Genomic DNA, 22,932 nt, shown 5'->3' with positions numbered 1-22,932 from the left:
CTCTCCAGCGGGTGTCAGCAGGTCAGCCGAAGCCGCGGGCGTCCTGCTTGAGCGCGGTGTCCACGGTCAGGGCCGTGGCGACGACCAGGCTCAGCAGCGGCTCGGGGAGCTGGTAGTGGATCTGCAGGACGTAGTTGTCGGCGGTGGTGAACAGCGTCTTGGCGAGGCCCTCCCAGGTCTTGGTGATCCGGGCGACCTCGTTGTCCGCGTGGTCGACGATCGCGAAGTTCCAGGCCCGCCAGTTCTCCGCCTTGATCGCGCCGATCCGCTGACCGCCGGCGTCGCTGATCGCGAAGTTGATCTTCCCGAAGACGTTCTGCTGGGCGATCTCCCCGACCGGCTGCCCGTCGGGACGCGTGACGACCACCCGCGACCTGAAGACCTTCCGGGGCCGGGTCAGCAGCAGCACCGGCTGCCCGTGGGCGTCGCGGATCTCCAGCCTGTGCGTCAGGAACTGGTCGATGCTGGCGACGAAGCGCAGCACCTTGCGCAGCGCGCTCTGCCCGACCTGGACGACCGAGCCCAGCTGGTTGCCCTGCTGGTCCATGACCTTGTACTCGTTGGTCAGCTCGATGAGTTTGGCCTTCTGGTTGACCACCAGCACCGGCTCGCTGAACAGCGAGCCGCCGCCGGGGCCGCTCGGGGCGACCCCGGCCTGCTGCTGCACCTGACGCTGCACGCGCGGGTCGGGCCCGGCCTGCTGCGCCGGCACCTGGGGCAGGGGCTGCGCCGGTGCCTGCGCGGGCTGCTGCGCCGGCGCCTGCTGGTCGGCGTGGGTGTGCTCGGTCCACTGGGACCCGTCCCAGTAGCGCAGGGTGCGGGCGGCTCCGTGCGGATCCGGGTACCAGCCTGCAGGTGTGTTCGAATGCGTGGTCACCGGGGCACACTATCCCGAGCCCACCCGGACCTGACCAGCCCCCACGATCCGGTGTTCACCGGGCCTTTACCCGCCCATCGCCTCAGTCCGTGGCGATGGCCGGGTCGCTGACGCCGGGCCGACCGTTCTCGACGTGCCCCGCGAACCGCCGCAGGAAGGACGGGTCCGCGGCGGAGGTCACCGTGAGGTCGTACCAGCGGTGGCCGCCCCCGAGGCCGACGGTGCGCCGCAGGACGGCGCCGGCGCGCACCTCGACGGTGACCGTGCGCCCGCGGTAGCCGTCGGCCACCTGCAACCGAACGGTCGTGGAGCCCCGGTTGGTGAAGGTCAGCTCCAGGCCGTCGCCGACGTGCCGGGCGACGACCTCCGGCCCGGCCTGCTTGCCGGGACCCTTGAAGACGCGCAGGAAACCGTTGGGGCCGTGCACGGTCAGGTCGTGGGTCCCCCGCGAGTACGCCGAGTTCCAGGTGTCGGAGATCTTCTTGCCGGCCTCGGTGGTGTACGTCCACGGCCCGTCCGCGCGGTTGCCGGACGTGACGAGGAAGGCGGCGCCCGCCTTGGGCCCGGAGGCGAAGGTGAGCGTGAGCGTGCCGGCGGGCGCGTCGGCCGAACCGTCCACCGCGGGGGCGTACTCGAGCGGGCGGGTGGGCCGCAGGCCGCGCTCCTGCCGGGGCAGGACGCCCTCGGCGGGCGGGGTCGGCCGGTAGTCGGGGTGGCGCTCGCGGTCCGGGGGCTCGTAACCGTCGGTGTCGGGCAGCGCGACCGGCCGGGTGTCCGTGCGGGAGAAGTCGAAGGCCGACGTCAGGTCACCGCATATGGCCCGCCGCCAGGGCGAGATGTTCGGCTCGTGCACCCCGAACCGGCGCTCCATGAACCGGATGACCGAGGTGTGGTCGAGGGTCTCGGAGCAGACGTAACCACCCTTGCTCCAGGGGGAGACGACGAGCATCGGCACGCGCGGGCCCAGCCCGTAGGGGCCGGCGACCCGGGTGCCGCCGCCGGGGAAGAGGTCGAGGGTGACGTCGACCGTGGAGCGGCCCTGCTCCGCGGACCGCGGCGGAAGCGGCGGTACCAGGTGGTCGAAGAAGCCGTCGTTCTCGTCGTACGTGATGAACAGGGCGGTCTTCGCCCACACGGCCGGGTTGGAGGTGAGGGCGTCCAGGACCTGGGAGATGTACCAGGCACCGTAGTTGGAGGGCCAGTTGGAGTGTTCGGAGAAGGCCTCCGGGGCGGCTATCCAGGAGATCTGCGGCAGCGTGCCGGCCCTGACGTCCGCGCGCAGCCGGTCGAAGTAGCCGTCGCCGTTCTTGACGTCGGTGCCGGTGCGGGCCTTGTCGTACAGCGGGTCGCCGGGCTGGGCGGTGCGGTACTTGTTGAAGTACAGCAGCGAGTTGTCGCCGTAGTTGCCGCGGTAGGCGTCCTGGATCCAGCCCCAGGAGCCCTGCGCGTCGAGGCCGTCGCCGATGTCCTGGTAGATCTTCCAGGAGATGCCGGCCTGCTCCAGGCGCTCCGGGTAGGTCGTCCAGTCGTAGCCGAGCTCCTCGTTGCCGAGGACGGGGCCGCCGCCCTTCCCGTCGTTGCCCGTGTGACCCGACCACAGGTAGTAGCGGTTGGGGTCGGTCGATCCGATGAAGGAGCAGTGGTAGGCGTCGCAGACGGTGAAGGTGTCGGCGAGCGCGTAGTGGAAGGGGATGTCCTCACGGGTGAGGTACGCCATGGTCGTGGTGCCCTTCGCCGGCACCCACCGGTCGTAACTGCCCCCGTTGTAGGCGTCCTGGCCGTCGGGCCAGCTGTGCGGCAGGCCTTCCAGGAACTGCATTCCGAGGTCGTCGGCGGTCGGGTGGAAGGGCAGCACCTCTGTGGCGCCGTCCGACTGGTGCCACACCGACCTGCCGCCGGCGAGGGTGACCGGATGCGGGTCGCCGAAGCCGCGCACGCCCCTCAACTTGCCGAAGTAGTGGTCGAAGGAGCGGTTCTCCTGCATCAGGACGACGATGTGCTCGACGTCCTCGATCGACCCCGTGCGGTGGTTCGCGGGCAGGGCGGCGGCACGCTCGATGCTGCTCGCCAGCGCGCTGAAGGCCGTGGTGGCGCCCGCGATCCGCAGGAATCCGCGCCGGTTGACTTCGGGCATGGGTGAGGGACCTCTCGTGCGAGGGGAGTTCGACGACCGGCCGGTGTCGGGGGAAGGCGCGCGCAAGGAGTGTTCCAGGGGCACGCAACGGCAGGGAAGGGCCGGATGTCGCCGATGTGAAGGCCGACGGTACGGGCGGTGAGGGGCGGGCCGGGCTCCGCCGGGCGCCGTGCCTCCCGCACAGGGAGGAACCGGTCACCGTCGAGCCGTCAGCCTGTCACCTCTCCCGTCCTGCGCCCCCGGTGGCGGCCGGAGCGGGTTCCCTCGTGCCGTCGCGCCGTCACAGCACCTCGTTGCCGTACATCTCCCCGAGGGGGTCGGCGATGAGTTCGAGGCGGGCGCCGTCGGGGTCGCGGAAGTAGACGGAGACCTCGCTGTGCACCACGTGGTCGACACCGGCGTCGGCGAGCTTGCCGACGAGGTGGCGCCAGCGGCCGGGCTCCACCGAGATCGCCACGTGGTGCAGGCCGCCCAGGACCTCGGCGTAGGGGCCCACGTCGAGGCCGGGGAAGTCGAAGAAGGCGAGCAGGTTGCCGTTGCCGATGTCGAAGAAGAAGTGCGAGGAACCGGGGTAGTCGCGGTTCTCGATCAGCTCGGTCAGCGGGAACTCCAGCACGTCCTGGTAGAAGCGGATCGTCCGCTCGACGTCGCTGCTGATCAACGCGGTGTGGTGCAGCCCCCGGGCGGACGACGGGGGCCGTTCGCCGCCCGGCCGCAGGTACCGGTCACGGATCCGCCGCCGCCTCGCCTCGAGGGCGGAGCGGTCCGGCTGGGCGTCCCCTTGTGCGCTGGTCATGGCTCTCCTCGGCGGCGATGGTGGCGCCCGTCCCGCACACCGGAACGCGGCCGGATCTCCTCGTACCGCAGCATAACCACGTAGTACACAGTTCAACCAAGTCGTCGGGCGGTTCGTCGTCCGCCCCTTCGCCCGGCCCCCGAACTCCCCGGGTACCCTGCTCCGGTGAACGGCATCCCCCCGGGCGATGCTCGGCGGAGCGGCGGCCCCGCTGATCGTCACGGCGCTCGCCGAGAACTACAGCGCCGTGGTGGGCGGCTGGTTCATGAGCGGCATGGCCCTGCTCTCCCTGCTCTGCGTCCTCGCCCTGCCGGAGACCGGCGACCGCGACCGCGATGCGATCTGACGGCCCGGCCGCTCCCCGCCCGACGGTCCGACGGGCGGGGCGGTCGTCCCGGCGCGGAGGTCACGCGCGCAGCCAGACAGCCGTGTCCTCGGGCAGGCGGCCCCTCGCGTCGAGCGGACCGCTGGTGAGGAGACGGGCGCGGTGCGGGGGCAGCTCCAGCGGGGTCGACGACAGGTTGACCAGGCACGTCAGGCCGTCCGTGCGGCGGAAGGCGAGGACTCCGGCCGGGGCGGGCAGCCACGTCAGGGGGCCGTCGCCGAAGCCGGGTGCGGCGCGCCGCAGGCGCAGGGCCTCGCGGTAGAGCGCGAGCATGGAGGCGGGATCGGCGGCCTGCCGGTCGGCCGCGTAGGCGGGCCAGTCGCCGGGCTGCGGCAGCCAGGGCTCCGCGGTGGATCCGAAGCCGCAGTACGGTGCGTCGGCGGCCCAGGGCATCGGCACCCGGCAGCCGTCGCGGCCCGGGTCGACGCCACCGGAGCGGAAGTGCATCGGGTCCTGGATGCGGTCGAGGGGGATGTCCGCCTCGGGCAGACCGAGTTCCTCGCCCTGGTACAGGTAGACCGATCCGGGCAGTGCCAGCGTGAGCAGTGCGGCGGCCCGGGCCCGGCGGGTGCCCAGGGTGAGGTCGGTCGGGATGCCGAAGGTCTTCGCGGCGAAGTCGAACCCGGTGTCCGCACGGCCGTACCGGGTGACGGTGCGGGTGACGTCGTGGTTGCACAGGACCCAGGTCGCCGGGGCCCGGACGGGGGCGTGCTCGGCGAGGGTGTCGTCGACGGCGCGGCGCAGCCGGTCGGCGTCCCAGGGGCAGGTGAGGAAGTTGAAGTTGAAGGCCGTGTGCAGTTCGTCGGGGCGGAGGTAGCGCGCGAAGCGTTCGGCGTCGGGCAGCCACACCTCCCCCACGAAGACGGCCCCGTACTCGTCGGCGATCGCCCGCCAGGAGCGGTAGACGTCGTGGAGTTCGTCCCGGTCGATGAAGGGGTGCGGGTCGGTGCCCTCCTGGAAGTCGGGCAGTGCGGGGTCCTTCGCGAGGAGCGCCGCGGAGTCGATGCGGACGCCGGCCACGCCCCGTTCGAACCAGAAGCGCAGGACGTCCTCGTGCTCCTGCCGGACGACGGGGTGGGCCCAGTTGAGGTCGGGCTGTTCGGGGGCGAACAGGTGCAGGTACCACTCGCCGTCGGGGACGCGGGTCCAGGTGGGGCCCGCGAACTGGGACGGCCAGTCGTTGGGCGGCAGTTCGCCGTTCTCCCCGCGGCCGGGCCGGAAGTGGAAGAGCTCGCGTTCCGGGCTGCCGGGTCCGGCGGCCAGGGCCGCCCGGAACCAGGGGTGCTGGTCGGAGACGTGGTTGGGCACGATGTCGACGATGGTGCGGATGCCCAGTTCCCGGGCCTCGGCGATGAGTTTCTCCGCCTCGGCGAGGGTGCCGAAGGCCGGGTCGATGGTGCGGTAGTCGGCCACGTCGTAGCCGCCGTCGACGAGCGGGGAGAGGTACCAGGGGGTGAACCAGACGGCGTCGACACCGAGTTCGGCGAGGTAGGGCAGTCGTGCCCGGACGCCCGCGAGGTCCCCGGTGCCGTCGCCGTCGCCGTCGGCGAAACTGCGGGGGTACACCTGGTAGATGACGGCGTCGCGCCACCAGTCGTCGGCGCGGTGCGGAAGGGGGGCTGCCACGTGGCGGTCCTTTCGGGCAGGGTGGATCTTCGCCGCCGGCGCGGACAGCGGGGCGTCGGACGGGCCGGCGGCGAAGTCTTCAGGGGCGGGTGAGGGTGCGGCGGCGGGCGGTCAGCCCTTGAGTCCGCCTGCGGTGAGGCCGCTCATGATGTTGCGCTGGAAGACCAGGAAGATCAGCAGGGTGGGCAGGGAGGCGATGGTCAGCGCGGCGATCAGCACGTTGACCGGGACGCCGTTGGAGAGCGAGTAGATGCCGACGTTGAGGGTCTGCTTGTTCGGGTCGGGCAGCGTGAGCATGGGCCACAGGAAGTCCTTCCAGACGCCCACGACCGCGAAGATGGACACCACGCCGAGGATCGGCCGGGAGATCGGCAGCACGATCGAGCGCAGGGTTCGCATCGGACTCGCGCCGTCCATCTGGGCGGCGTCCAGGAGTTCCTTGGGGATCGAGTCGAAGAACCGCTTCAGCAGGAAGATGTTGAAGGCGTTCGTCACCGACGGGAGCCAGATCGCCCACGGTGTGTTCAGCAGGTTGCGTTCGAAGACCGGGACGTCGAGCACGGTCAGGTACTGGGGTACGACGAGCACCGTCGCCGGGATCATCAGGGTCGCCAGCATCATGGCGAGGATGGCCTTGCCGAAGACCGGGCGGAGCTTGGAGAGCGAGTAGGCGGCGGCCACGTCCAGGACGAGCTGGAAGGCCAGGGCGCCGAACGCGTAGTAGAGGGTGTTGCCCAGTAGCTTGGCCAGGTCCATGACCTCCCAGGCCCGGGTGTAGTTGTCCGGTGCGAACGATCCGGGGACCAGGGTCGGCGGGGTCCGGACGACCTCCTGGGCGTCCTTGAAGCCGCTGGAGACCATCCAGTACAGCGGGCCGAGGAAGACCAGGGTGAAGCCGCCGACGACGACGGCGAACGTCACCCGGTAGAGGACCTTGCCGCGGGGCCGGGCGAGCTGGGCCGGTGAGATGAGGGTGCGTGTGGACATGCTGGGCCTCCGGTCCTACTCGTCCTCGGCGCGGCTGAGCTTGACGTACGCCGCCGAGAACCCGGCGAGGAGTACGAGCAGGAGCAGGCCGAGGGCCGCCGCGGCACCGTAGTTGTTGAAGTTGAAGGCGTACTGGTAGATGAGGTGGACGACCGTCGTCGTGGAGCCCTCGGGGCCGGCGCCGCCGGTCAGCAGGAAGGGTTCGACGAAGACCTGCATGGTGGCGATGATCTGCATCAGCAGCATCAGCGAGAGCACCAGCCGGGTCTGCGGGATCGTCACGTGCCAGATCTTGCGGAACACCCCGGCTCCGTCGAGCTCGGCCGCCTCGTACAGCTCGCCGGGGATGCCCTGGAGGGCGGCGAGGTAGATCAGGGCGGCGCCGCCCATGTTCATCCAGGTCGCGGCGATGACGACCGAGAGCATCGAGGTGTCCGGGTCCTGGAGCCACTGCTGCTCGGGCAGTCCGAAGAAGCCGAACAGCTCGTTGAGGAGCCCGTAGCCGGGGTCGTACAGGTACTTGAAGAGGAGGACGGAGGCCACCGGCGGCAGCATCACCGGCAGGTAGACGAGCAGCCGGAGGTAGCCCTTGCCGTGCCGGAACTCGTTGATCACCACGGCGACGACGAACGGGACGGCGAAGCCGAGGACGAGGGCGAGGACCGTGAACAGCAAGGTGTTGCGCCAGGCCTGCCAGAACGCCGGGTCGTTGTAGACGGTGACCAGGTTGTCCAGGCCGACCCAGCTGGTGTGACCGCCCTCGGTCCGCTGGAAGGCCAGGAGGAACTCCCGGGCCATCGGGTACCAGGAGAAGAACCCGAAGCACAGGACCGCCCCGATGAGGAAGGCGTGGGCGGTGAGGTTGCGTCGCACGCTCCTGGCGAGGCGGCCGCCGGGCGGCACGGGGCCCGGTGCGCGAGGCGGGGTGCGGCGGCTGCGGTCCGCCTTGCTCTGGGTCAGGCTCGGGGCCGACATCGTTGCTCCTCGGTGCTGGTCTGCCGGGGTTGTTCGTCGCTCGGCGGCGGGGACGGCGGGCCCGTCCCCGCCCGCGTTCCGGTCACCGCGTGGCGAGGACCTGGTCGACCTGTGACGCGGCGGTCGAGAGCAGCTCGTCGATGTCGGCGTCCTCGTTGGTGAGGACCGCGGACATCACGTTGTCCAGGACCTTGTAGATCTCCTGGGCCTTGGGCGGCTCGGCCTTGCCGGGGACCGGGTTGTCCATGAAGGCCTTGAAGTTCTCGACCGGCATGGTGGCGTGCTCGGCGCGGGCGGCGTCGTCCTTGGCCTTGGTCTCGTTCAGCCAGAAGTTGGGCTGCGGGATGCCGACCGGCAGACCGTCGGCCTTGGTGCGCGCCCAGTCGAACTGGCCCTTGCCGACGGAGAGGTTCTTGAAGTTGAGCCAGGCGATCGCGGCCTTGATCTCGTCGGACGAGATCCCCTTCTTGATCATGTAGTTGTTGCCACCGGCCAGGGTGTTCTTCTGGCCCGGGATCGGTCCCATGCCGAAGTTCTCGTACTTCGCGCCGAGTTGCTGGACCATGTAGGCGATGTCGTCGGGTGCGGCGAGGAACATGCCGAGCTTGTCGGTGGCGATCTGCTTCTGCAGGTCACCCCACTTCAGCAGCTGGGTCTTGCCCATGCTGTCGTCCTCCCAGCGCATGGCGTGGAGGTTCTCGGCGACCTGCCTGCCCAGTTCGTTGTCGAAGGCCGCCTTCTTGCCGCTCGCGTCGACGACGTCGCCGCCGATGCTGTACATGTGCGCGGTGAAGTGCCAGCCGCCGGTGTTGCCGGCGCTGTACTCGCCGAAGCCCGCGATGCCGTCGCCGAGATCGGCGATCTTCTTGGCGGCGGCGCGGACCTCCTCCCACGTCCGCGGCGGGGTGTCGGGGTCGAGCCCGGCCCGCTCGAAGAGCTTGCGGTTGATCAGCAGGCCCATGGTGTAGTTGCTGGTGGGCAGGCCGTAGAGCTTGCCGTCGTGCTTGAGCGAACCCAGCACGTTCGGGTCGATGTCCTTCAGCAGCGGCACGGTCTTGTCGTTGACGTACGCGGTGATGTCCTCGGCGCCGTCGTTGTCGAGCACCTGGGGCAGGTCGGTGAAGTAGGTGTAGAAGACGTCGGGTTGGGACTTCGCCTTCAGCATGGCCGTGAAGCGGGGCGGTTCCAGGCACTGGCCCGGGGTGGAGCGGCCCTCGATGGTGACGTTGGGGTAGGTCTTGTTGAACTCCGCGACGTCCTCCTTCCACTCCTTCAGCTCGGCCTTCTTCGCCGCCGGCGGCATGCAGTCGATGGTGAGGGAGACCTTGGTCTTCGGGTCCAGCGGAGCCGCGGGGTCGGAGGACCCGCCGCTGTTGGACCGCGCGTCGTCGTCGCTGCTGCTGGTGCCGCAGGCGGCCAGTGCGGTGAGCGTGAGGGCGGAGACGAGGGTCAGGGCGCCGGCCCTGCGGACATGGCTCAACCGGGCACTTCTCATGGGTGGACCCCTTCGGGCATGAACGTGGACGGCGCCCCACCGCCGATGCGTTGTGGGGCGCCGCACACTCAACCACCGCAAACAAGACGACGCAATATCTCGCGCTGATTTCGTAATTGTTTGACAGTCAGGCGACGGAGGCGGGCAAGCCGATGTCAGTCGCGGGTCGGCACCCCCTGGGCGGTCGAGCCGCGGACGACGAGCTCGGGCTCGAAGAGCAGTTCGTTGTGCGGCACGTCGCTGCCCTGGATCTGGGCGGTGAGCAGCTCGACGGCCGCCCGTCCCATCGCCTCGATCGGCTGGCGGACCGTGGTCAGCGGAGGCTCGGTGCAGGTCATGAAAGCGGAGTCGTCGTACCCCACCACGGACACGTCCTCGGGGACCCGCAGCCCGCGCCGGCGCGCCGCCCTGACCGCCCCCAGCGCCAGCGGGTCGCTGGCGCACACGATGCCCGTCACACCGCGCTCGAGCAGCCGCGAGGCGGCCGCCTGGCCACCCTCGAGCGAGAACATCGACCGCTCCACGAACTCCTCGGCCAGCGAGCCGCCGGCGGCCTGGACGGCGGCCCGCAGCCTGCGCCTGGAGGGGATGTGGTCGGCGGGGCCGAGGACGAGCCCGATCCGCTCGTGCCCCAGGGAGACCAGGTGCCGCCAGGACTGTTCGACCGCCACCGCGTCGTCACAGGCCACGCAGGGGAAGTCGAGCCCCTCGACGGCCGCGTTGATGAGCACCACGGGAATGCGGCGCTGGGCGAGCTGCTGGTAGTGGTCGTGCGGCGCGTCCGCCTGGGCGTACAGGCCGCCGGCGAAGACCACCCCCGACACCTGCTGCTGGAGCAGCAGCTCGACGTAGTCCGCCTCCGACACGCCGCCCTTGGTCTGGGTGCACAGCACCGGCGTCAGCCCCTGCTGGGCCAGCGCGCCGCCGATGACCTCGGCGAACGCCGGGAAGATGGGGTTCTGCAGCTCGGGCAGGACCAGGCCCACCAGGCGGGCGCGCTCACCGCGCAGCTGGGTCGGCCGCTCGTAGCCCAGGACGTCCAGCGCGGTCAGCACGGACTGCCGCGTCGCCTCGGACACTCCCGGCTTGCCGTTGAGGACCCGGCTGACCGTGGCCTCGCTGACTCCCACCTTTTTCGCCACCTGAGCAAGTCGTCGCGTCATGTACGCAAGCGTAGCGCAAACGCTGCAAGGCGCTTGCGCTACGCAGTCCGGCCATGATCGCCGGGAGAGGGCGCTACGGGTTCTGAAGGATCTTGAAGGTGGAGGTGGTGTTGCGGATGTCCACCGCGTTGTCGCTCAGCTTGAGTCCGTTGAACACGACCTCGCCGACCGCGGGGCCCTGGCCCGGCTCCGGCATCTCGTTGGCCCAGATCCCGAAGCCCGACTTGGCGTCGAAGGCGTCACCGCTCTTGCGGGCGCCCGAGATGCTGACGTCCGTGAAGACCGTGTCCTTGATCGGGTACTGCGGCTGCCCTCCCACGTAGTTCGTCTGGAACATGATCCCGCTGTACGTCGGGTCGACGATGTCCACGTTGTTCACGCGGATGCCCTGGAAGACCTTGGAGGCCGAGAAGACCCAGATGCCGGGGAAGGTCTGGCTGCCCCAGAAGTGGCCGCCCGCCCGCACGACGGAGATGTTCTCGAAGGTCGTCGGATCGGTCCCGAAGCCGTTCATCGGGTAGCCGAAGTCCAGCGACGAGATGGTGATCCCGGAGTAGACCAGGGTGTCGGCGATGTGGATGTTGCGGAAGGTGTTGTGGTGACCGCCGTACACCGCGACGCCCGCGGCCCGCCACGTGAGGGTCGAGGTCAGGTTCTCGTAGACGTTGTTCTTCATGTCGGCGCCGCCCGCGTCGATCGCCGAGAACAGCGCGAAGCTGTCGTCGCCGGTGGCCCGGGCGTCGTTGTTGGCGACCAGGTTGTCCGTGGACCCGTTGGTCATGTTGACGCCGTCGGCGAACATGTTGCGGATCCGGGAGTTCTTGATCGTCACCCGGTCGGTGTTGGCCCCCCAGTACAGGCAGACCATGTGCTCGTTCCAGATGTTGTCGATGACGATGTCCGACACGTTGGAGAAGTCGAACACCTTGCCCGGGCCGTCGATGCGCGAGGTGTAGTTGCCGAAGTAGGCGAAGTTCGCGAACGAGGAGCCCTTGGCCGAGGCCTCGGCCCGGAAGCCGATGTCGGTGTTCTCCTGGGACGCGGGCGCGTGGAACCTGGTGTACCAGGGACCGGCGCCGACGACCTTCACGGCCTTGCCGTACACCTGGAACTTGCTCGACGTCCGGTAGTCGCCGGGCGGCAGGTACACGCCGGTCAGCTTGCCCGTGGTGTCCATCCGGACCCGGTCCAGGGCGTTCTGCACGTCCTGGTGGGTGAACCCGGCGGGCACGGCGTACGCCGCGGGATCGGGGTTGGCGACGGGCGCGACCTGCTCCAGATCGACGAAGTCGACGGCGTAGGTGGAGGTGTTGGCGGCGTCCTTCTGCAGCCTGATCCTGGAGCCCGCGGGGACGGTCTCGCCCAGCATGATGTGCGCCTCGTCGTAGATGTGGCGCGGCGCTCCGGCCCCGGGCGAGTTGCCGGGCGAGGCCTCGTTCCCATACAGCCAGGCGTAGCGGGAGGTCAGCGGCAGCGCCTTCCTGAAGACGCCGTCGACGTAGACGTTGAGGGTGGAGTCGATGCCCCCGCCGCCGGGCGCGTCCGGGATGGAGAACCGGGTGACCAGCGTGTTGGTGCCGGCCCTGGTGGTGAACTCGACGTACTCGCCGGTCGCGTCGAGGGAGACGGCCCTGCGCCCGGACGCCTCGCCCGCGATGTCGCCGACGGTCCGGTTGGGCCCGACGACCCGCGCGCCGCCGCCGACGGCGCCGTCCTCGGCCTCGTACTTGTCGTAGGGCATGTCGGCGCCGCGGCCGACGAAGAGCCGCCGGCTGGAGGTGTTGTTCTCCCGCTTGGCCGGCGGTTCCTCCGCGTCGGGCGCGACCGTGACCTTCACCGTGTACGAGCCGTTGACGGCCGTCCAGCCGCCGAGGGTGACCGGGGCGGTGGTCGCGCCCGGGGCGATGGCGCCCGTGTGGGAGCCGGTGAGCGTCTTGACGACGGTGCCCCGGGAGTCGGTCAGGGTCAGGGTCACCGGGTGCTCTCCGCCCGCGGAGGCGGTGGTGCCCTGGTTCCTCAGAGCGAGCTTGAAGGTCACGTCGTCGCCGGCGGCCGGGGAGGACGGGGACGTGGTCACGGCGGTGGCGACCAGGTCGGAGCCGGGGACCGGCTTGACCACGAGGGCGTCGGGGCGGGTGTAGGTGTTGTCGGTCTCGTTCTGCTCGATGACCGCGTTCGCCTCGTCGGCCACCGCGGAGAGCTGGTAGGAGCCCGCTGCCCGGGCCCCGAGGGAGGCCGTCACCGTGGTCTGCCCGCCCGCCGCCAGCGCGGGCACCGAGGCGGTGGCGACGGTCGTCCCGCCGAGGCGGAGGGCGACCCGGCTGGCCGGGGCGTCGGCCGCGCCGCTGTTGCGGACGGTGGCGGAGACGGTGATGTCGTCGGACTCGACCGGCACGGCCGGCGAGACGGTCAGCCCGGTCACCTGCAGGTCGGGGTTGGGCGCGGGCACGCCCAGCACCTGGAACTCGGCGACCTGTCCCGCCGTCGCGCCGCTGTTGGCGGTGAAGCGCAGCTGCACGTCGGCGGTCCGCGCGCCGACGGGGACGGTCACGCTGTTCGCGCCGTTCGCCGGGTCGAATACGTACTCCTTGGCGGCGACGAGCGAGGTGAACCCGGACGCGCTCTGCTCCCGGCCGAGGACCTGGACGGTCTGGGTGCGCCGGCCCCAGGCCGGGTCGAGGCGCAGCACCAGCCGGTCGACGTCCGCGTTGGAACCCAGCTTGACGGTGAGGGTGTTCGGATAGGTCCCGGCACCGCCCTCCCAGTACGTCGCCGTGTTGTTGTCGTTGGCGTTCTCGGCGACGTAGGTGTGGATCACGGAGGAGGCGGAGATCGGCTTGCCGACGGCGAGGTCGGAGGCGGCGCCGCTGCCGTTGCGGGTGACCGTGTTGCTGGGCGGGGACTGGTTGCCCGCCGCGTCCTTCGCCCGGACGGCGTAGGTGACGGTCGCGGACGCGGGCCGGCTGTCGGTCCAGGTGGTCACGTCGCCGGCGACCGACGCCCGCTTGGTGTTGTCGGCGTAGACGTCGTAGCCGGTGACGCCCTTGTTGTCAGTGGAGGCCGTCCAGGTGAGCCTGATCCGCCCGGCCTCGGGCTCGGTGAAGGCCAGGTTGCCCGGGGCGGTGGGGGCCTCGGTGTCCCCGGTGTCGCCGGCGCGGGTGACGGTGTTGCTGTTCGGGGACTGGTTGCCGGCCGCGTCCTTCGCGCGGACGTGGTAGCTGACGCGGGTGCCCGCGGGCCGGCTGTCGGTGTAGGTGGTGACGTCGCCGCCGACGCTGGTCAGCAGGGTGCCGTCGGCGTAGACGTCGTAGCCGGTGACGCCGGTGTCGTCCGTGGCCGGCTCCCACGTCAGCCGGATCTGCCCGGTGGTGGGCTCGGTGAGCGCGAGGTTCGCCGGGGCGGTCGGGGCCCGGGTGTCGCCGGTCGCGGGTCCGTAGACCTCCAGCTCGGAGATCTGGGCGCCGGGCTGGACGCTGTTGGCGGTGACGTGGACCCGTACGTAGCGGGTGGTGGTCGCGTCGAAGGTGAGGGCGGCCGAGTTGTCGCCGGCGGCGTCGAAGGTGTACGCCTTCTCGGCCGTCAGGTCGGTGAAGTTCGTGCCGTCGGTGCTGCCCTGGAGTTTCAGGGTCTGGCTGCGGGCGGGCCAGCCGTCGGGCAGCCGCAGGACGACGCGGTCGACGCGCACGGCGGAGCCGAGGTCGGTCTGGAGCCACTGCGGGAGGGCGTTGTTGCGGCTCTCCCAGTAGCTGGCCCTGTTGCCGTCGCCCGCGTTGCCCGGCGTGTAGACGTCGGTGTGGCTGCTGGCGGTGAAGGCGCGTCCGCGGGCGAGGTCGACCGACGACTCGCCGGCGCCGTGCACCTCCAGTTCGGAGAGCTGGGCGGCCTGCCAGCCGGTGTTGGCGGTGATCGCCACCCGGACGAACCGGGTCTGGGCCGCCGGGAAGCTCACGGTGACGGTGTTGCCGGCGGCCGGGTCGAAGGCGTAGGCGGCCGAGGTCCTCAGGGTGGTGAAGCCGGTGCCGTCGGCGCTGCCCTGCACGGACAGCGTCTGGCTGCGCCGTTCCCAGGAGGCGGGCAGTCGGAGGACCACCGGGTCGATCCGGTGGGTGCCGCCGAGGTCGGTCTGGACCCACTGGGGCAGGTCGCCGCCGGCGCTCTGCCAGTAGGTCGACTGCTGTCCGTCGGTGACGTTGGCGGCGCCGTACTCGCTGTGGGAGGTGCTCGCCGCGGCGGGGTCGCCGAGGGCGACGTTCGGTCCGCCGGCCGCCGAGGCGACGGTCGGCCAGGGGCCCGCCAGGGTCAGGAGCGCGGCGGCCAGCGCGGCGCCCATGCCGCGCGCGGCGCGGCGGGAGACGGAGGGTGGGATGTGGCGTAGGAGGTGTCTTGGGGTGGTCACGGGTCCCCGATCTCGTGCCCCGCCGCCGGGCGGCGGGGCACGACTCATGTCGGACGAGGGGTGGGGTGGGTCAGTCGCGCGCCGGCTGCCGGGACGCCGAGGCCGTTCCCGCGGTGCCGGTGAAGACGAACTGGGAGCCGGGCTCCTTCACGACGTCGCCCTCGGCGGAGCCGGTGATGGTCACGTCGGTGAGGTTCGCGCTGCCGCGTGCGCCGCCCATCGCGAGGATGCCGGAGCCGTTGTTCGACTTGTCGATGGTCACGTTGCGGATCTGGACGCCCGGCATCGCGCCGCCGCCGGTCTTGAACTGGATGCCGTCGTACGTCGAGTCGTGGATGTCGGTGTCGCGGATCGTGACCCCAGGGATGTCCGGGCCCTGCGCGAACAGGGTGATCGCCCCGAACTCCTGGGCCTCGCCCCAGAACGCCCCGCCCGTGCGGTACAGGCCGTTGCCCGCGATGAGGGTCTGGCCGGAGAAGGGCAGCGGGTCGTGGTCGGTGGCCAGCATGATCCCCGGATAGTTCATGGTGTCGGAGATCAGGTTGTTCTCGATGGTGTTGCCGTAACCGCCGTAGACCGCGATGCCGTTGGCGCGCCAGGGCAGTTGGACGGTGTTGTTGCGGAAGTGGTTGTCGTGGCCGATGTCGACCGAGGTGTCCTTCACGTACTTGCTGGCCCACACCGCGAGGGCGTCGTCGCCGGTGTTGCGGAAGGAGGAGTTGAAGACGGTCGAGTTGCGGGTGCCGTTGGCGAAGTTGACGCCGTCGGCGTAGGTGTTGCGGATCCGTACGCCGTTGAACTCGACCCGGTCGCCCGGCCCCCACAGCTCGGGGATGTTGGAGTAGTCGCGGCCGACCCAGGCGCCCACGTTGGCGTGTTCGATCCACACGTTGGTGATCTTGGTGTCCTTGCCGAAGCGGCCGTTGAACGCGACTCCGCCCTCGGCTCCTCCGTCGCCGCCCCGGATGGTGCCGGAGCCGAAGACGGCGATGTCGGAGATCTTGGTGTTGTCGTCGATGTCGAAGCCGAAGTTGCCCTCGTGCGGGTGGTTGATGCCGCCGGCCTGGTGCGGCGGGGTCAGGGAGTACAGCTGGGAGTGCCACATGCCGGCGCCGCGGAGGGTGACGTCCCGGATGCCGACCTGGTTGAACTGGCCCCGGTCGAGCGGATCGTCGGTGAGGATCTTCTTCTCCTGGCGCCACTGGCCCGCCGGGATCCACACGCAGGGGATCTCGCCCTTCTGGTCCGCCGTGACGGCGCGCTGGAGGGCGTCCGCGTCGTCGATCCCGTCGTTGGGGACGGCCCCGTAGGCGGTGATGGAGACGCACTCGGCGGGCTTGGCGGCGGGCGGGGCGACCTGCTCGAGATCGATCAGGTCGACGATGTAGAAGGCCGCGTCGTCCCCGGCGTCGCGCTGGAGCCGGAAGGTGGTGCCCGCCGGGTAGGTGTCGGTGAGCAGCGCGTGGGACTCGTCGAACAGCCGCCGCGCGTCGCCGCCGGGCCGGTTGGTCAGCCCCTCCGGGTCGTCGGTCGTGCCGTAGAGCCAGCTGTGCTTGGAGGACAGCGTCAGCTTGCGGACGAACCGGCCGTCCGCGTAGAGGCTGAGGGTGGCCTCCCGGCCGCCGCCGGCCGCCGCGTCGGGGATGGAGTTGCGGACGACGATCGAGTTCGACGGGCTGGTGGAGGTGATCTCCACGTACTGGCCGGTCGAGTCGAGGCGCACCGACTCGCGGCCCGAGGACTCGGTGGCGAAGTTGGTGTGCCCGAAGGTGCGCTTGGCGTCCGTCTTCAGCAGGGTGCCGTTGTACCGGCCGTCCTCCGCCTCGTACTCGACGTACGGAACGGCCGCGCCGCGTCCGACGACCAGGGAGCGGGCGAAGACGTTGTTGCTCTCGTTGGTCTCCGCGACGACGCCGGTGGCGTCGGCGGTCGCGGTGAGGGTGGCGCCGCCGCTGGTCGCGGTCCAGCCGCCGCCGATGGCGACCGTGGTGGAGCCGCCGGCGGGGATGCCGTCCGTGGTGCCGCTCAGGGTGGTGCCGCCGACTGTGAGCCGGGTGACCGATCCGGCGGGCACCGGGCTGGTGCCCCGGTTGCGGACGGCGACGGCGAAGGTGACCCTCGCGCCGACGGCCGGGGCGGCCGGTGTGGTGGTGATGCCGGTGACCTCCAGGTCGGGCCCGGGGGCCTGCCCGACGACCAGCCTGGTCGCCGCGTTGCGGCTGTTGTTGCTGTTGTCGAGTTCGGCGACCGTGTCGGTCGGGTCGACCACCGCGGAGACCGTGTACCCGCCCATGGGCCGTCTGCCGACGGCGACGGTGACCTTCACCGACTCGCCCGCGGCGAGCGCGCGGACGGCGGCGCTGCCCGCGACCGTGCCTTCGAGGCTGACGTCCACCGTGGTGGCGGGTGCCGCCGCGGTCCCGGTGTTGCGGACGGTGGCGTCCACGGTGATCGGGTCCGCCTCGGACGGCGAGGCCGGCGACCAGGACAGCTCGGTGACGGTCAGGTCGGGAGCGGGCGCGGCCGATCCGACGACCTCCAGCTCGGCGACCTGTCCGCCGCCCGCGCCGGTGTTGCCGGAGAACTGCAGGCGTACGTCCGCGTACCGGCCGGAGACCGGGATGGTCACCGTGTTCTTGTTGCCGGACGGGCTGAAGGTGTAGTCGGCCCGGTCCTTCAGGGACGTGAAGCCGGACTCCCCCGCCTTACGGCCCAGGACCTGGATGCTCTGGGTGCGAGGACTCCAGACCGGGTCGGGGTTCAGCTTGACCAGGACGCCGGTCAGGTCGGCGTCGGCGCCGAGGCGCACGGTCAGCGCGGAGGACTGGCCGCTCGCCTCCCAATAGGTGCCGGTGCTGCCGTCGTTGGCGTTGGCGGCGACGTAGTTCTGGGTGGTCGACGTGGCCTCGATCGGCTTGCGCAGCGCCAGGTTGGTGCCTGCCGGCGGGGTGCCGGGGTCACCGCCGCCGCCCGGGTCGCCGTACACCTCCACCTCGGACAACTGGGCGGCGTTCCATACGGTGTTGGCGCCGACCTGGACGCGCACGTACCGCGTCTCGGCCTCGACGTCGAGGGTCACGGTGTTGCCGGACGACGGGGAGAAGGTGCGTCCCGCCTGCGCGGACAGGGTGGTGAAGTTCTGGCCGTCGGTGCTGCCCCGGACGTCGAGGGTCTCGGTACGGGCCTCCCACGACGCGGGCAGCTTCAGCACCACCTCGTCGACCGCGACCGTGCTCCCGAGATCGATCTGCACCCACTGCGGGAACGATCCCGCGGGTCCCTCCCAGTACGACGCCTGGCTGCCGTCGGTCACGTTGCCCGCCGGGTAGCCCGGGTGCGCCCCGCCGGCCGTGACGGGCCTGCCGAGCGCCAGATTCGGTCCTTCGGCCGCGTGCGCCGCCACGGGCAGCAGCCCGACCGTCAGCAGCCCTGCCGTCACCAGGCCGGCGAACAGCTGCCGGCCGCGGTGTCTCCCTCTCCTCATTGAGGTCCTCTCGTTCCCTTCGCCGGACGAGGACGCGCCGACCAGGCGTGGGCGGTGCCCTGGCCGCGCCGATCGCTCCCAATCCAAAATTTGAGCGATTTAGTCAATCTCTTGCAGCAACGAGGTGACAGGTTTCTACCGGCTGTCTTCTTTGTCAACGGATCGGTACGGACCAAGGGGACACTTCCGCCTGGCAGAAGCCGCCTCGGAAACCCGGGCGCGCGCCGCGGTCACCGGAAGGCTCCGGGGACCGCCTCCCGGACGCTGCCGCCGGCCCGGACTCGGCCCGGACACAGCGCCGGCACGGGGCTGGGACAAGGTCGCCGAGCAACACGGCAGCAGGGGCCCGGGAGCACGTACTGGGCGGCGAACTCACCCTCGCCGACGTGCAGGTGTGGGTGACGCTGGTGCAGCTGGACACCGTGCACCGTCACCACCTGGACGCCGCCGCGGTGCACCGGATCACCGACCATCCCCGTCTGTGGGCGTACGCACGGCGGCTGGCGGCGCACCCCGCCTTCGGCTCTCACCTCGACCTGGACGGCATCGCCCGCAGGCACCACGCCCACTGCCGGGGCCGGGAAGCCGCCGGGGCGGCGGTACGGATCGTGGACTGGGCGGCCTGCGCACGACGGGAGGCACCCCCACCCGCCGCGTCCAGAGCGCCTACCTCGACTGGGTGTTCCGCCGGGCGCTCGCCGAGCTGCCCCCTCGGTCACCGTCGCTTGGCACCGCACCACCGCGACCGCCGTCACCGGTCCCCCGGACGGGCCGCAGCACGTGCACCTGGCCGACCGCCCCACCCCGCTCACCGCCGACCTGGTGGTCCTCGCGCAGGGCCACATCGGCTCCACGCCCGCCGCCGGGCACCGGGCCCACGCCGCCTTCGCCCGCCGCCACGGCCGCTTCCACCTCCCGCCCGAGTTCTCCGCCGACGCCGACCTGTCCCGGCTTCGCCCCGGCGAACAGGTCATCCTGCGCGGCTTCGGGCTGGCCTTCATCGACCTGATGGCGCTGCTCACCGAGGGCCGCGGCGGCACCTACCGCACCGAACCCGACGGCACCGCTTCGCCCGCCCCCGCACCAACGCCCCGCCTTCCTCCAGAACGACGCGGCCGCCCGCGCACTCCTGCGCACGCTGAGCACCCTCGGCGCCGTCGATGCCGAGAAGGTGACGGCTCCGGCCGCCGAGGCCGAGACCGCGACGGCTCCGGCCGCCGAGGCCGAGACCGTGAGGGCTCCGGGGGACGGACGGCCCCTCAGGGTGTGAGCACGGGCCGGCGAAACCCGCCGAGTCCATCGGCATCGCCGACATCGTCCGCGTCGTGGACGGACCACCGGTCCCGATGGGCGGGTCCGCCCGCCGGGGCCCGCCCGCCGGGTCCCGCATTCTGGCCAGGCCTTTCGCGGAAGCCCTTCCGCCTGGCAGAAGCCGCCTTGCGTGGCGGCCGCAGCCGTCAGGACCCTGAGTCCAACCACGGCACGCGGGGCGACGGCGCCCCGCCGACAGGGACGGGAACGCCATGCCTCACACCACCGCCTTCGCCCGGAACCAGTGGTACGTCGCCGCCTACAGCCACGAGGTCGGGCGCCAGGACCTGCTCGGCCGCACGATCCTCGGCGAACCGCTCGTCTTCTACCGGACCGAGGAGGAGGGGACGCCCGTCGCCCTGCACGACCGGTGCGTGCACCGCCGCTATCCGCTCTCCAAGAGCCGTCTCGACGGCGACCGGATCGTGTGCGGCTACCACGGCTTCACGTACGACACGACCGGCACGTGCGTGTACGTCCCGGGGCAGAAACGCGTCCCGCGCACCGCCCGGGTCGCCGCCTACCCGGTCGTCGAGCAGGACTCCCTGGTGTGGGTGTGGATCGGCGACCCGGCGCTCGCCGACCCGCGGGCCGTTCCGCGCGCCCGTCACCTCGACTCGCCCGGCTGGACCACCGTCCGCGGCATGGAGCCCATCGACGCCGACTACGGGCTGCTCGTCGACAACCTCCTGGACCTGTCCCACGAGACGTATCTGCACGGCGGCTACATCGGCACCCCCGAGGTCGCGGAGACGCCGATCACCACCGAGGTGGACGAGGGCGCGGGCATCGTGCGGGTGAGCCGGCACATGGACGACGCCGAGTGCCCGCCGTTCTATGCCCGTTCGACCGGCATCGAGGGCCGGATCACGCGCTGGCAGGACATCGAGTACCACGCGCCCTGCCTGTACCTGCTGCACAGCCGGATCGCGCCGGTGGGCGTCCTGCCGGAGGCCGACGGCACCGACCCGCACGGCTTCCACACCGAGATCACGTACGCGATCACGCCCTCGTCCGACGGCAGGGTGTACGACTTCTGGATGGTCTCCCGGGACTGGGCGACCGACGACGACGAGGTCACCGAGTTCCTGCGCGGCAACAACCACACGGTGGTGATGCAGGACGTCGACGCGCTCAACCTCCTGCAGCGCACCCTGGGTTCGGAACGCGCCGGCTACCAGGAGCTGAGCATCAACATCGACACCGGTGGCCTGGCCGCACGCCGTATCCTCGCCCGGCTGGTCGAGGAGGGCGACAAGCCCGTGGAGGCGGTGCGGTGACGTCCCCCTCCGCCCCCGGGTCGCGCGAGATCTACCGCATCGACTGGCTGCCGGGCACCGACGTCCTGCACGGCACCTGTCACTGCGGCGCCGAGCACACCGCCCAGGACCCGGTCGAGATGTGGGAGTGGATGCTCCGCCACCCCGAAGGACACCGGCCGCACCACCAGCCGCGAGAAGGCAGCTCATGACCACCGTGTACGAAGCCGAACTCGTCGTCGACCGTATGCAGTCGGCCGCCGACGGTGTGCGGACCCTGACCCTGCGCCACCCGCTCGGCGACCCGCTCCCCGCCTGGGAGCCCGGAGCCCACATCGACGTCGTGCTCGGCCCGGACCTGGAGCGGCAGTACTCCCTGTGCGGCGACCCGGCGGACCGCGGCGCCTGGCGGATCGCGGTGCTGCGCGAGCCCGCGGGGCGCGGCGGATCCGCGCAGGTGCACGAGCAGTTGGGGCCGGGCGACAAGGTGCGGGTGCGCGGTCCGCGCAACCACTTCGCCCTGCGGCCGGCGCCCCGCTACCGGTTCGTCGCGGGCGGCATCGGCATCACCCCCATCCTGCCGATGCTCGCGGCGGCGGAGGCGGCCGGCGCCGAGTGGAGCCTGCTCTACGGCGGCCGCACCCGCGGCTCCATGGCGTTCACCGAGGAGTTGGCGGCCTACGGCGACCGGGTGACCCTCGCCCCGCAGGACGAGACCGGGCTGCTGGACCTCGGCTCGGTGCTGGACGCGCTGCCGGAGGGGACCCTGGTGTACTGCTGCGGTCCCGGGCCGCTGCTCGACGCGGTCGAGGCGCGCTGCCCGTCCGGCGTGCTACACATGGAGCGGTTCCAGCCGCGGGAGCGGCAACCCGACGGCCCGGACGGCGCGTTCGAGGTCGAGCTGGCGCGGAGCGGCCGTACGCTGACCGTCGCGCCGGGCGTTTCCGTGCTGGACGCGGTCCGGGCCGCCGGTGTCGAGGTGCTCTTCTCCTGCACCGAGGGGACCTGCGGCACCTGCGAGACGGACGTGCTGCAGGGCACGCCGGACCACCGGGACTCCGTGCTCACCCCTCAGGAGCGGGAGGCCGGGGAGACGATGATGATCTGCGTGTCGCGCTGCCGGGGCGGAAGGCTCGTTCTGGACCTGTGAGTCCCGCCGGATGGGTGACCCGCAGGTCCGCCTCGATGCGGGCGACCGCCGCGAGCAGGTGCGGCAGCAGTTCGCGGCGGACGGCGGCCGGTGAGGTGCGGCCGGCGTGGACGGCGATGTTCACGCCGGCCACCACCGTGCCGTCCCGGTCGCGCACCGGGGCGCCCACCGAGCGCAGACCCTCCTCCAGTTCCTGGTCGACGAGGGCGTATCCCTGCCGCCGCACCCGGTCGAGTTCCGTCCGCAGGGCCTCCGCCGAGACGAGGGTGCGCGCGGTCAGGGGGCGCAGGTCCGTCCGGGCGAGGCGGGCGTCGAGGTCCTCCTCGGGCAGATCGGCCAGCATCACCCGGCCCACCGAGGTGACGTGCGCCGGGAAGCGGGTGCCCACCGTGATCGTCGCGGACATGATGCGCCGGGTCGGCACCCGGGCGACGTACACGATGTCGTCGCCGTCGAGGACGCACAGCGACGAGGACTCCCCCACCTGCGCGACGAGTTGCTCCAGGTGCGGCTGCGCGAGCTGAGGGAGCGTCAGGCCCGCGAGGTAGGCGTACCCGAGCTCCAGGACGCGTGGGGTGAGCCGGAAGAGACGGCCGTCGCAGTGGACGTAGCCGAGGTCGGCGAGGGTGAGCAGCAGGCGGCGGGCGGCGGCGCGGGTCAGGCCGCAGTCGCGGGCGACCTCGCTGAGGGTGCGCGCCGGGCGCTCGGCGTCGAAGGAGCGGATGACCGCGAGCCCCCGCTCGAAGGACCTCACGAAATGCGGTGCGCGGGCCTCTTCGGTGGACATCTCCACCCCCAAAGTGTCAACAATTTCGTCAGCCAAACCCGTTGACCCCGTCGAACACGCGGCTCTACGTTCCCTGCACGCCAGTTGAGCACTACTGTGCGGTGTGC

General features: G+C 71.3%; 15 protein-coding genes and 2 pseudogenes. 6 read left to right on the top strand and 11 right to left on the bottom strand.

All coding sequences use genetic code 11. The features are described from left to right. Positions 1 to 22 precede the first annotated feature (22 nt). From ACIHAR_RS14700 to ACIHAR_RS14690, 3 genes are all read right to left on the bottom strand, one after another. Positions 23 to 877, bottom strand: coding sequence for a phospholipid scramblase-related protein (locus ACIHAR_RS14700; RefSeq protein ID WP_400019543.1), 855 nt, complete (start codon positions 875 to 877; stop codon positions 23 to 25). Between the two features lie 82 nt (positions 878 to 959). Further along, positions 960 to 3,011 (bottom strand): phosphocholine-specific phospholipase C, encoded by a 2,052-nt coding sequence (locus tag ACIHAR_RS14695; protein WP_400019541.1) that lies wholly within the window; start codon positions 3,009 to 3,011, stop codon positions 960 to 962. Between the two features lie 280 nt (positions 3,012 to 3,291). Further along, positions 3,292 to 3,807 carry a VOC family protein gene (locus tag ACIHAR_RS14690; RefSeq protein ID WP_365458237.1) on the bottom strand — a complete coding sequence of 172 codons (516 nt, stop codon included), beginning with the start codon at positions 3,805 to 3,807 and terminating at the stop codon, positions 3,292 to 3,294. A gap of 187 nt (positions 3,808 to 3,994) precedes the next feature. Here ACIHAR_RS14690 and ACIHAR_RS14685 point away from each other — a divergent pair, with 187 nt between their 5' ends. Then, positions 3,995 to 4,153, top strand: coding sequence for a hypothetical protein (locus tag ACIHAR_RS14685; protein WP_400019539.1), 159 nt, complete (start codon positions 3,995 to 3,997; stop codon positions 4,151 to 4,153). A gap of 60 nt (positions 4,154 to 4,213) precedes the next feature. On the opposite strand, the gene ACIHAR_RS14680 is transcribed toward ACIHAR_RS14685, so the two are convergent. The 7 genes from ACIHAR_RS14680 to ACIHAR_RS14650 form a co-directional block, all read right to left on the bottom strand. After that, positions 4,214 to 5,818 (bottom strand): glycoside hydrolase family 13 protein, encoded by a 1,605-nt coding sequence (locus ACIHAR_RS14680; protein ID WP_365458231.1) that lies wholly within the window; start codon positions 5,816 to 5,818, stop codon positions 4,214 to 4,216. Between the two features lie 111 nt (positions 5,819 to 5,929). Then, complete coding sequence (locus ACIHAR_RS14675) at positions 5,930 to 6,805, bottom strand: carbohydrate ABC transporter permease (RefSeq protein ID WP_365458228.1); 876 nt, start codon at positions 6,803 to 6,805, stop codon at positions 5,930 to 5,932. Positions 6,806 to 6,820: 15 nt separating this feature from the next. Beyond that, positions 6,821 to 7,780 (bottom strand): sugar ABC transporter permease, encoded by a 960-nt coding sequence (locus ACIHAR_RS14670; RefSeq protein WP_365458225.1) that lies wholly within the window; start codon positions 7,778 to 7,780, stop codon positions 6,821 to 6,823. Positions 7,781 to 7,862: 82 nt separating this feature from the next. Further along, entirely contained in the window at positions 7,863 to 9,275 is a 1,413-nt protein-coding gene (locus tag ACIHAR_RS14665; protein WP_400019536.1) for an extracellular solute-binding protein, read from the bottom strand. Positions 9,276 to 9,430: 155 nt separating this feature from the next. Next, positions 9,431 to 10,438 (bottom strand): LacI family DNA-binding transcriptional regulator, encoded by a 1,008-nt coding sequence (locus tag ACIHAR_RS14660; protein ID WP_400019534.1) that lies wholly within the window; start codon positions 10,436 to 10,438, stop codon positions 9,431 to 9,433. Positions 10,439 to 10,511: 73 nt separating this feature from the next. Continuing rightward, positions 10,512 to 14,768, bottom strand: coding sequence for a discoidin domain-containing protein (locus ACIHAR_RS14655; protein WP_400019673.1), 4,257 nt, complete (start codon positions 14,766 to 14,768; stop codon positions 10,512 to 10,514). 136 nt (positions 14,769 to 14,904) lie between these two features. Continuing rightward, positions 14,905 to 18,318 carry a CARDB domain-containing protein gene (locus ACIHAR_RS14650; RefSeq protein WP_400019532.1) on the bottom strand — a complete coding sequence of 1,138 codons (3,414 nt, stop codon included), beginning with the start codon at positions 18,316 to 18,318 and terminating at the stop codon, positions 14,905 to 14,907. A gap of 347 nt (positions 18,319 to 18,665) precedes the next feature. Here ACIHAR_RS14650 and ACIHAR_RS14645 point away from each other — a divergent pair. The 5 genes and pseudogenes from ACIHAR_RS14645 to ACIHAR_RS14625 all read left to right on the top strand — a co-directional run. Continuing rightward, positions 18,666 to 18,950 (top strand): annotated as a pseudogene (locus tag ACIHAR_RS14645) (glutathione S-transferase C-terminal domain-containing protein); the annotation flags it as partial. Positions 18,951 to 18,993: 43 nt separating this feature from the next. Beyond that, positions 18,994 to 19,101 (top strand): annotated as a pseudogene (locus ACIHAR_RS14640) (hypothetical protein); the annotation flags it as partial. Between the two features lie 740 nt (positions 19,102 to 19,841). Then, entirely contained in the window at positions 19,842 to 20,909 is a 1,068-nt protein-coding gene (locus ACIHAR_RS14635) for a Rieske 2Fe-2S domain-containing protein (RefSeq protein WP_400019530.1), read from the top strand. Then, positions 20,906 to 21,100 (top strand): hypothetical protein, encoded by a 195-nt coding sequence (locus tag ACIHAR_RS14630; RefSeq protein ID WP_400019528.1) that lies wholly within the window; start codon positions 20,906 to 20,908, stop codon positions 21,098 to 21,100. Before ACIHAR_RS14635 ends, ACIHAR_RS14630 begins: the two co-directional genes overlap by 4 nt. Next, positions 21,097 to 22,038: a PDR/VanB family oxidoreductase gene (locus ACIHAR_RS14625; protein WP_400019526.1), complete on the top strand. Its 942-nt coding sequence runs from the start codon at positions 21,097 to 21,099 to the stop codon at positions 22,036 to 22,038. Before ACIHAR_RS14630 ends, ACIHAR_RS14625 begins: the two co-directional genes overlap by 4 nt. Here ACIHAR_RS14625 and ACIHAR_RS14620 read toward each other — a convergent pair. Then, entirely contained in the window at positions 21,953 to 22,825 is an 873-nt protein-coding gene (locus tag ACIHAR_RS14620) for an IclR family transcriptional regulator C-terminal domain-containing protein (RefSeq protein ID WP_365458567.1), read from the bottom strand. The two genes, ACIHAR_RS14625 and ACIHAR_RS14620, sit on opposite strands and share 86 nt — an antisense overlap. Positions 22,826 to 22,932 lie beyond the last annotated feature (107 nt).

Origin of the sequence: Streptomyces sp. NPDC052016, assembly GCF_044548445.1 — a bacterium.
Classification (GTDB): Bacteria; Actinomycetota; Actinomycetes; order Streptomycetales; family Streptomycetaceae; genus Streptomyces.
The sequence above is the reverse complement of the archived record's forward strand: the minus strand, read 5'-3'. Positions and strand labels throughout refer to the sequence as shown.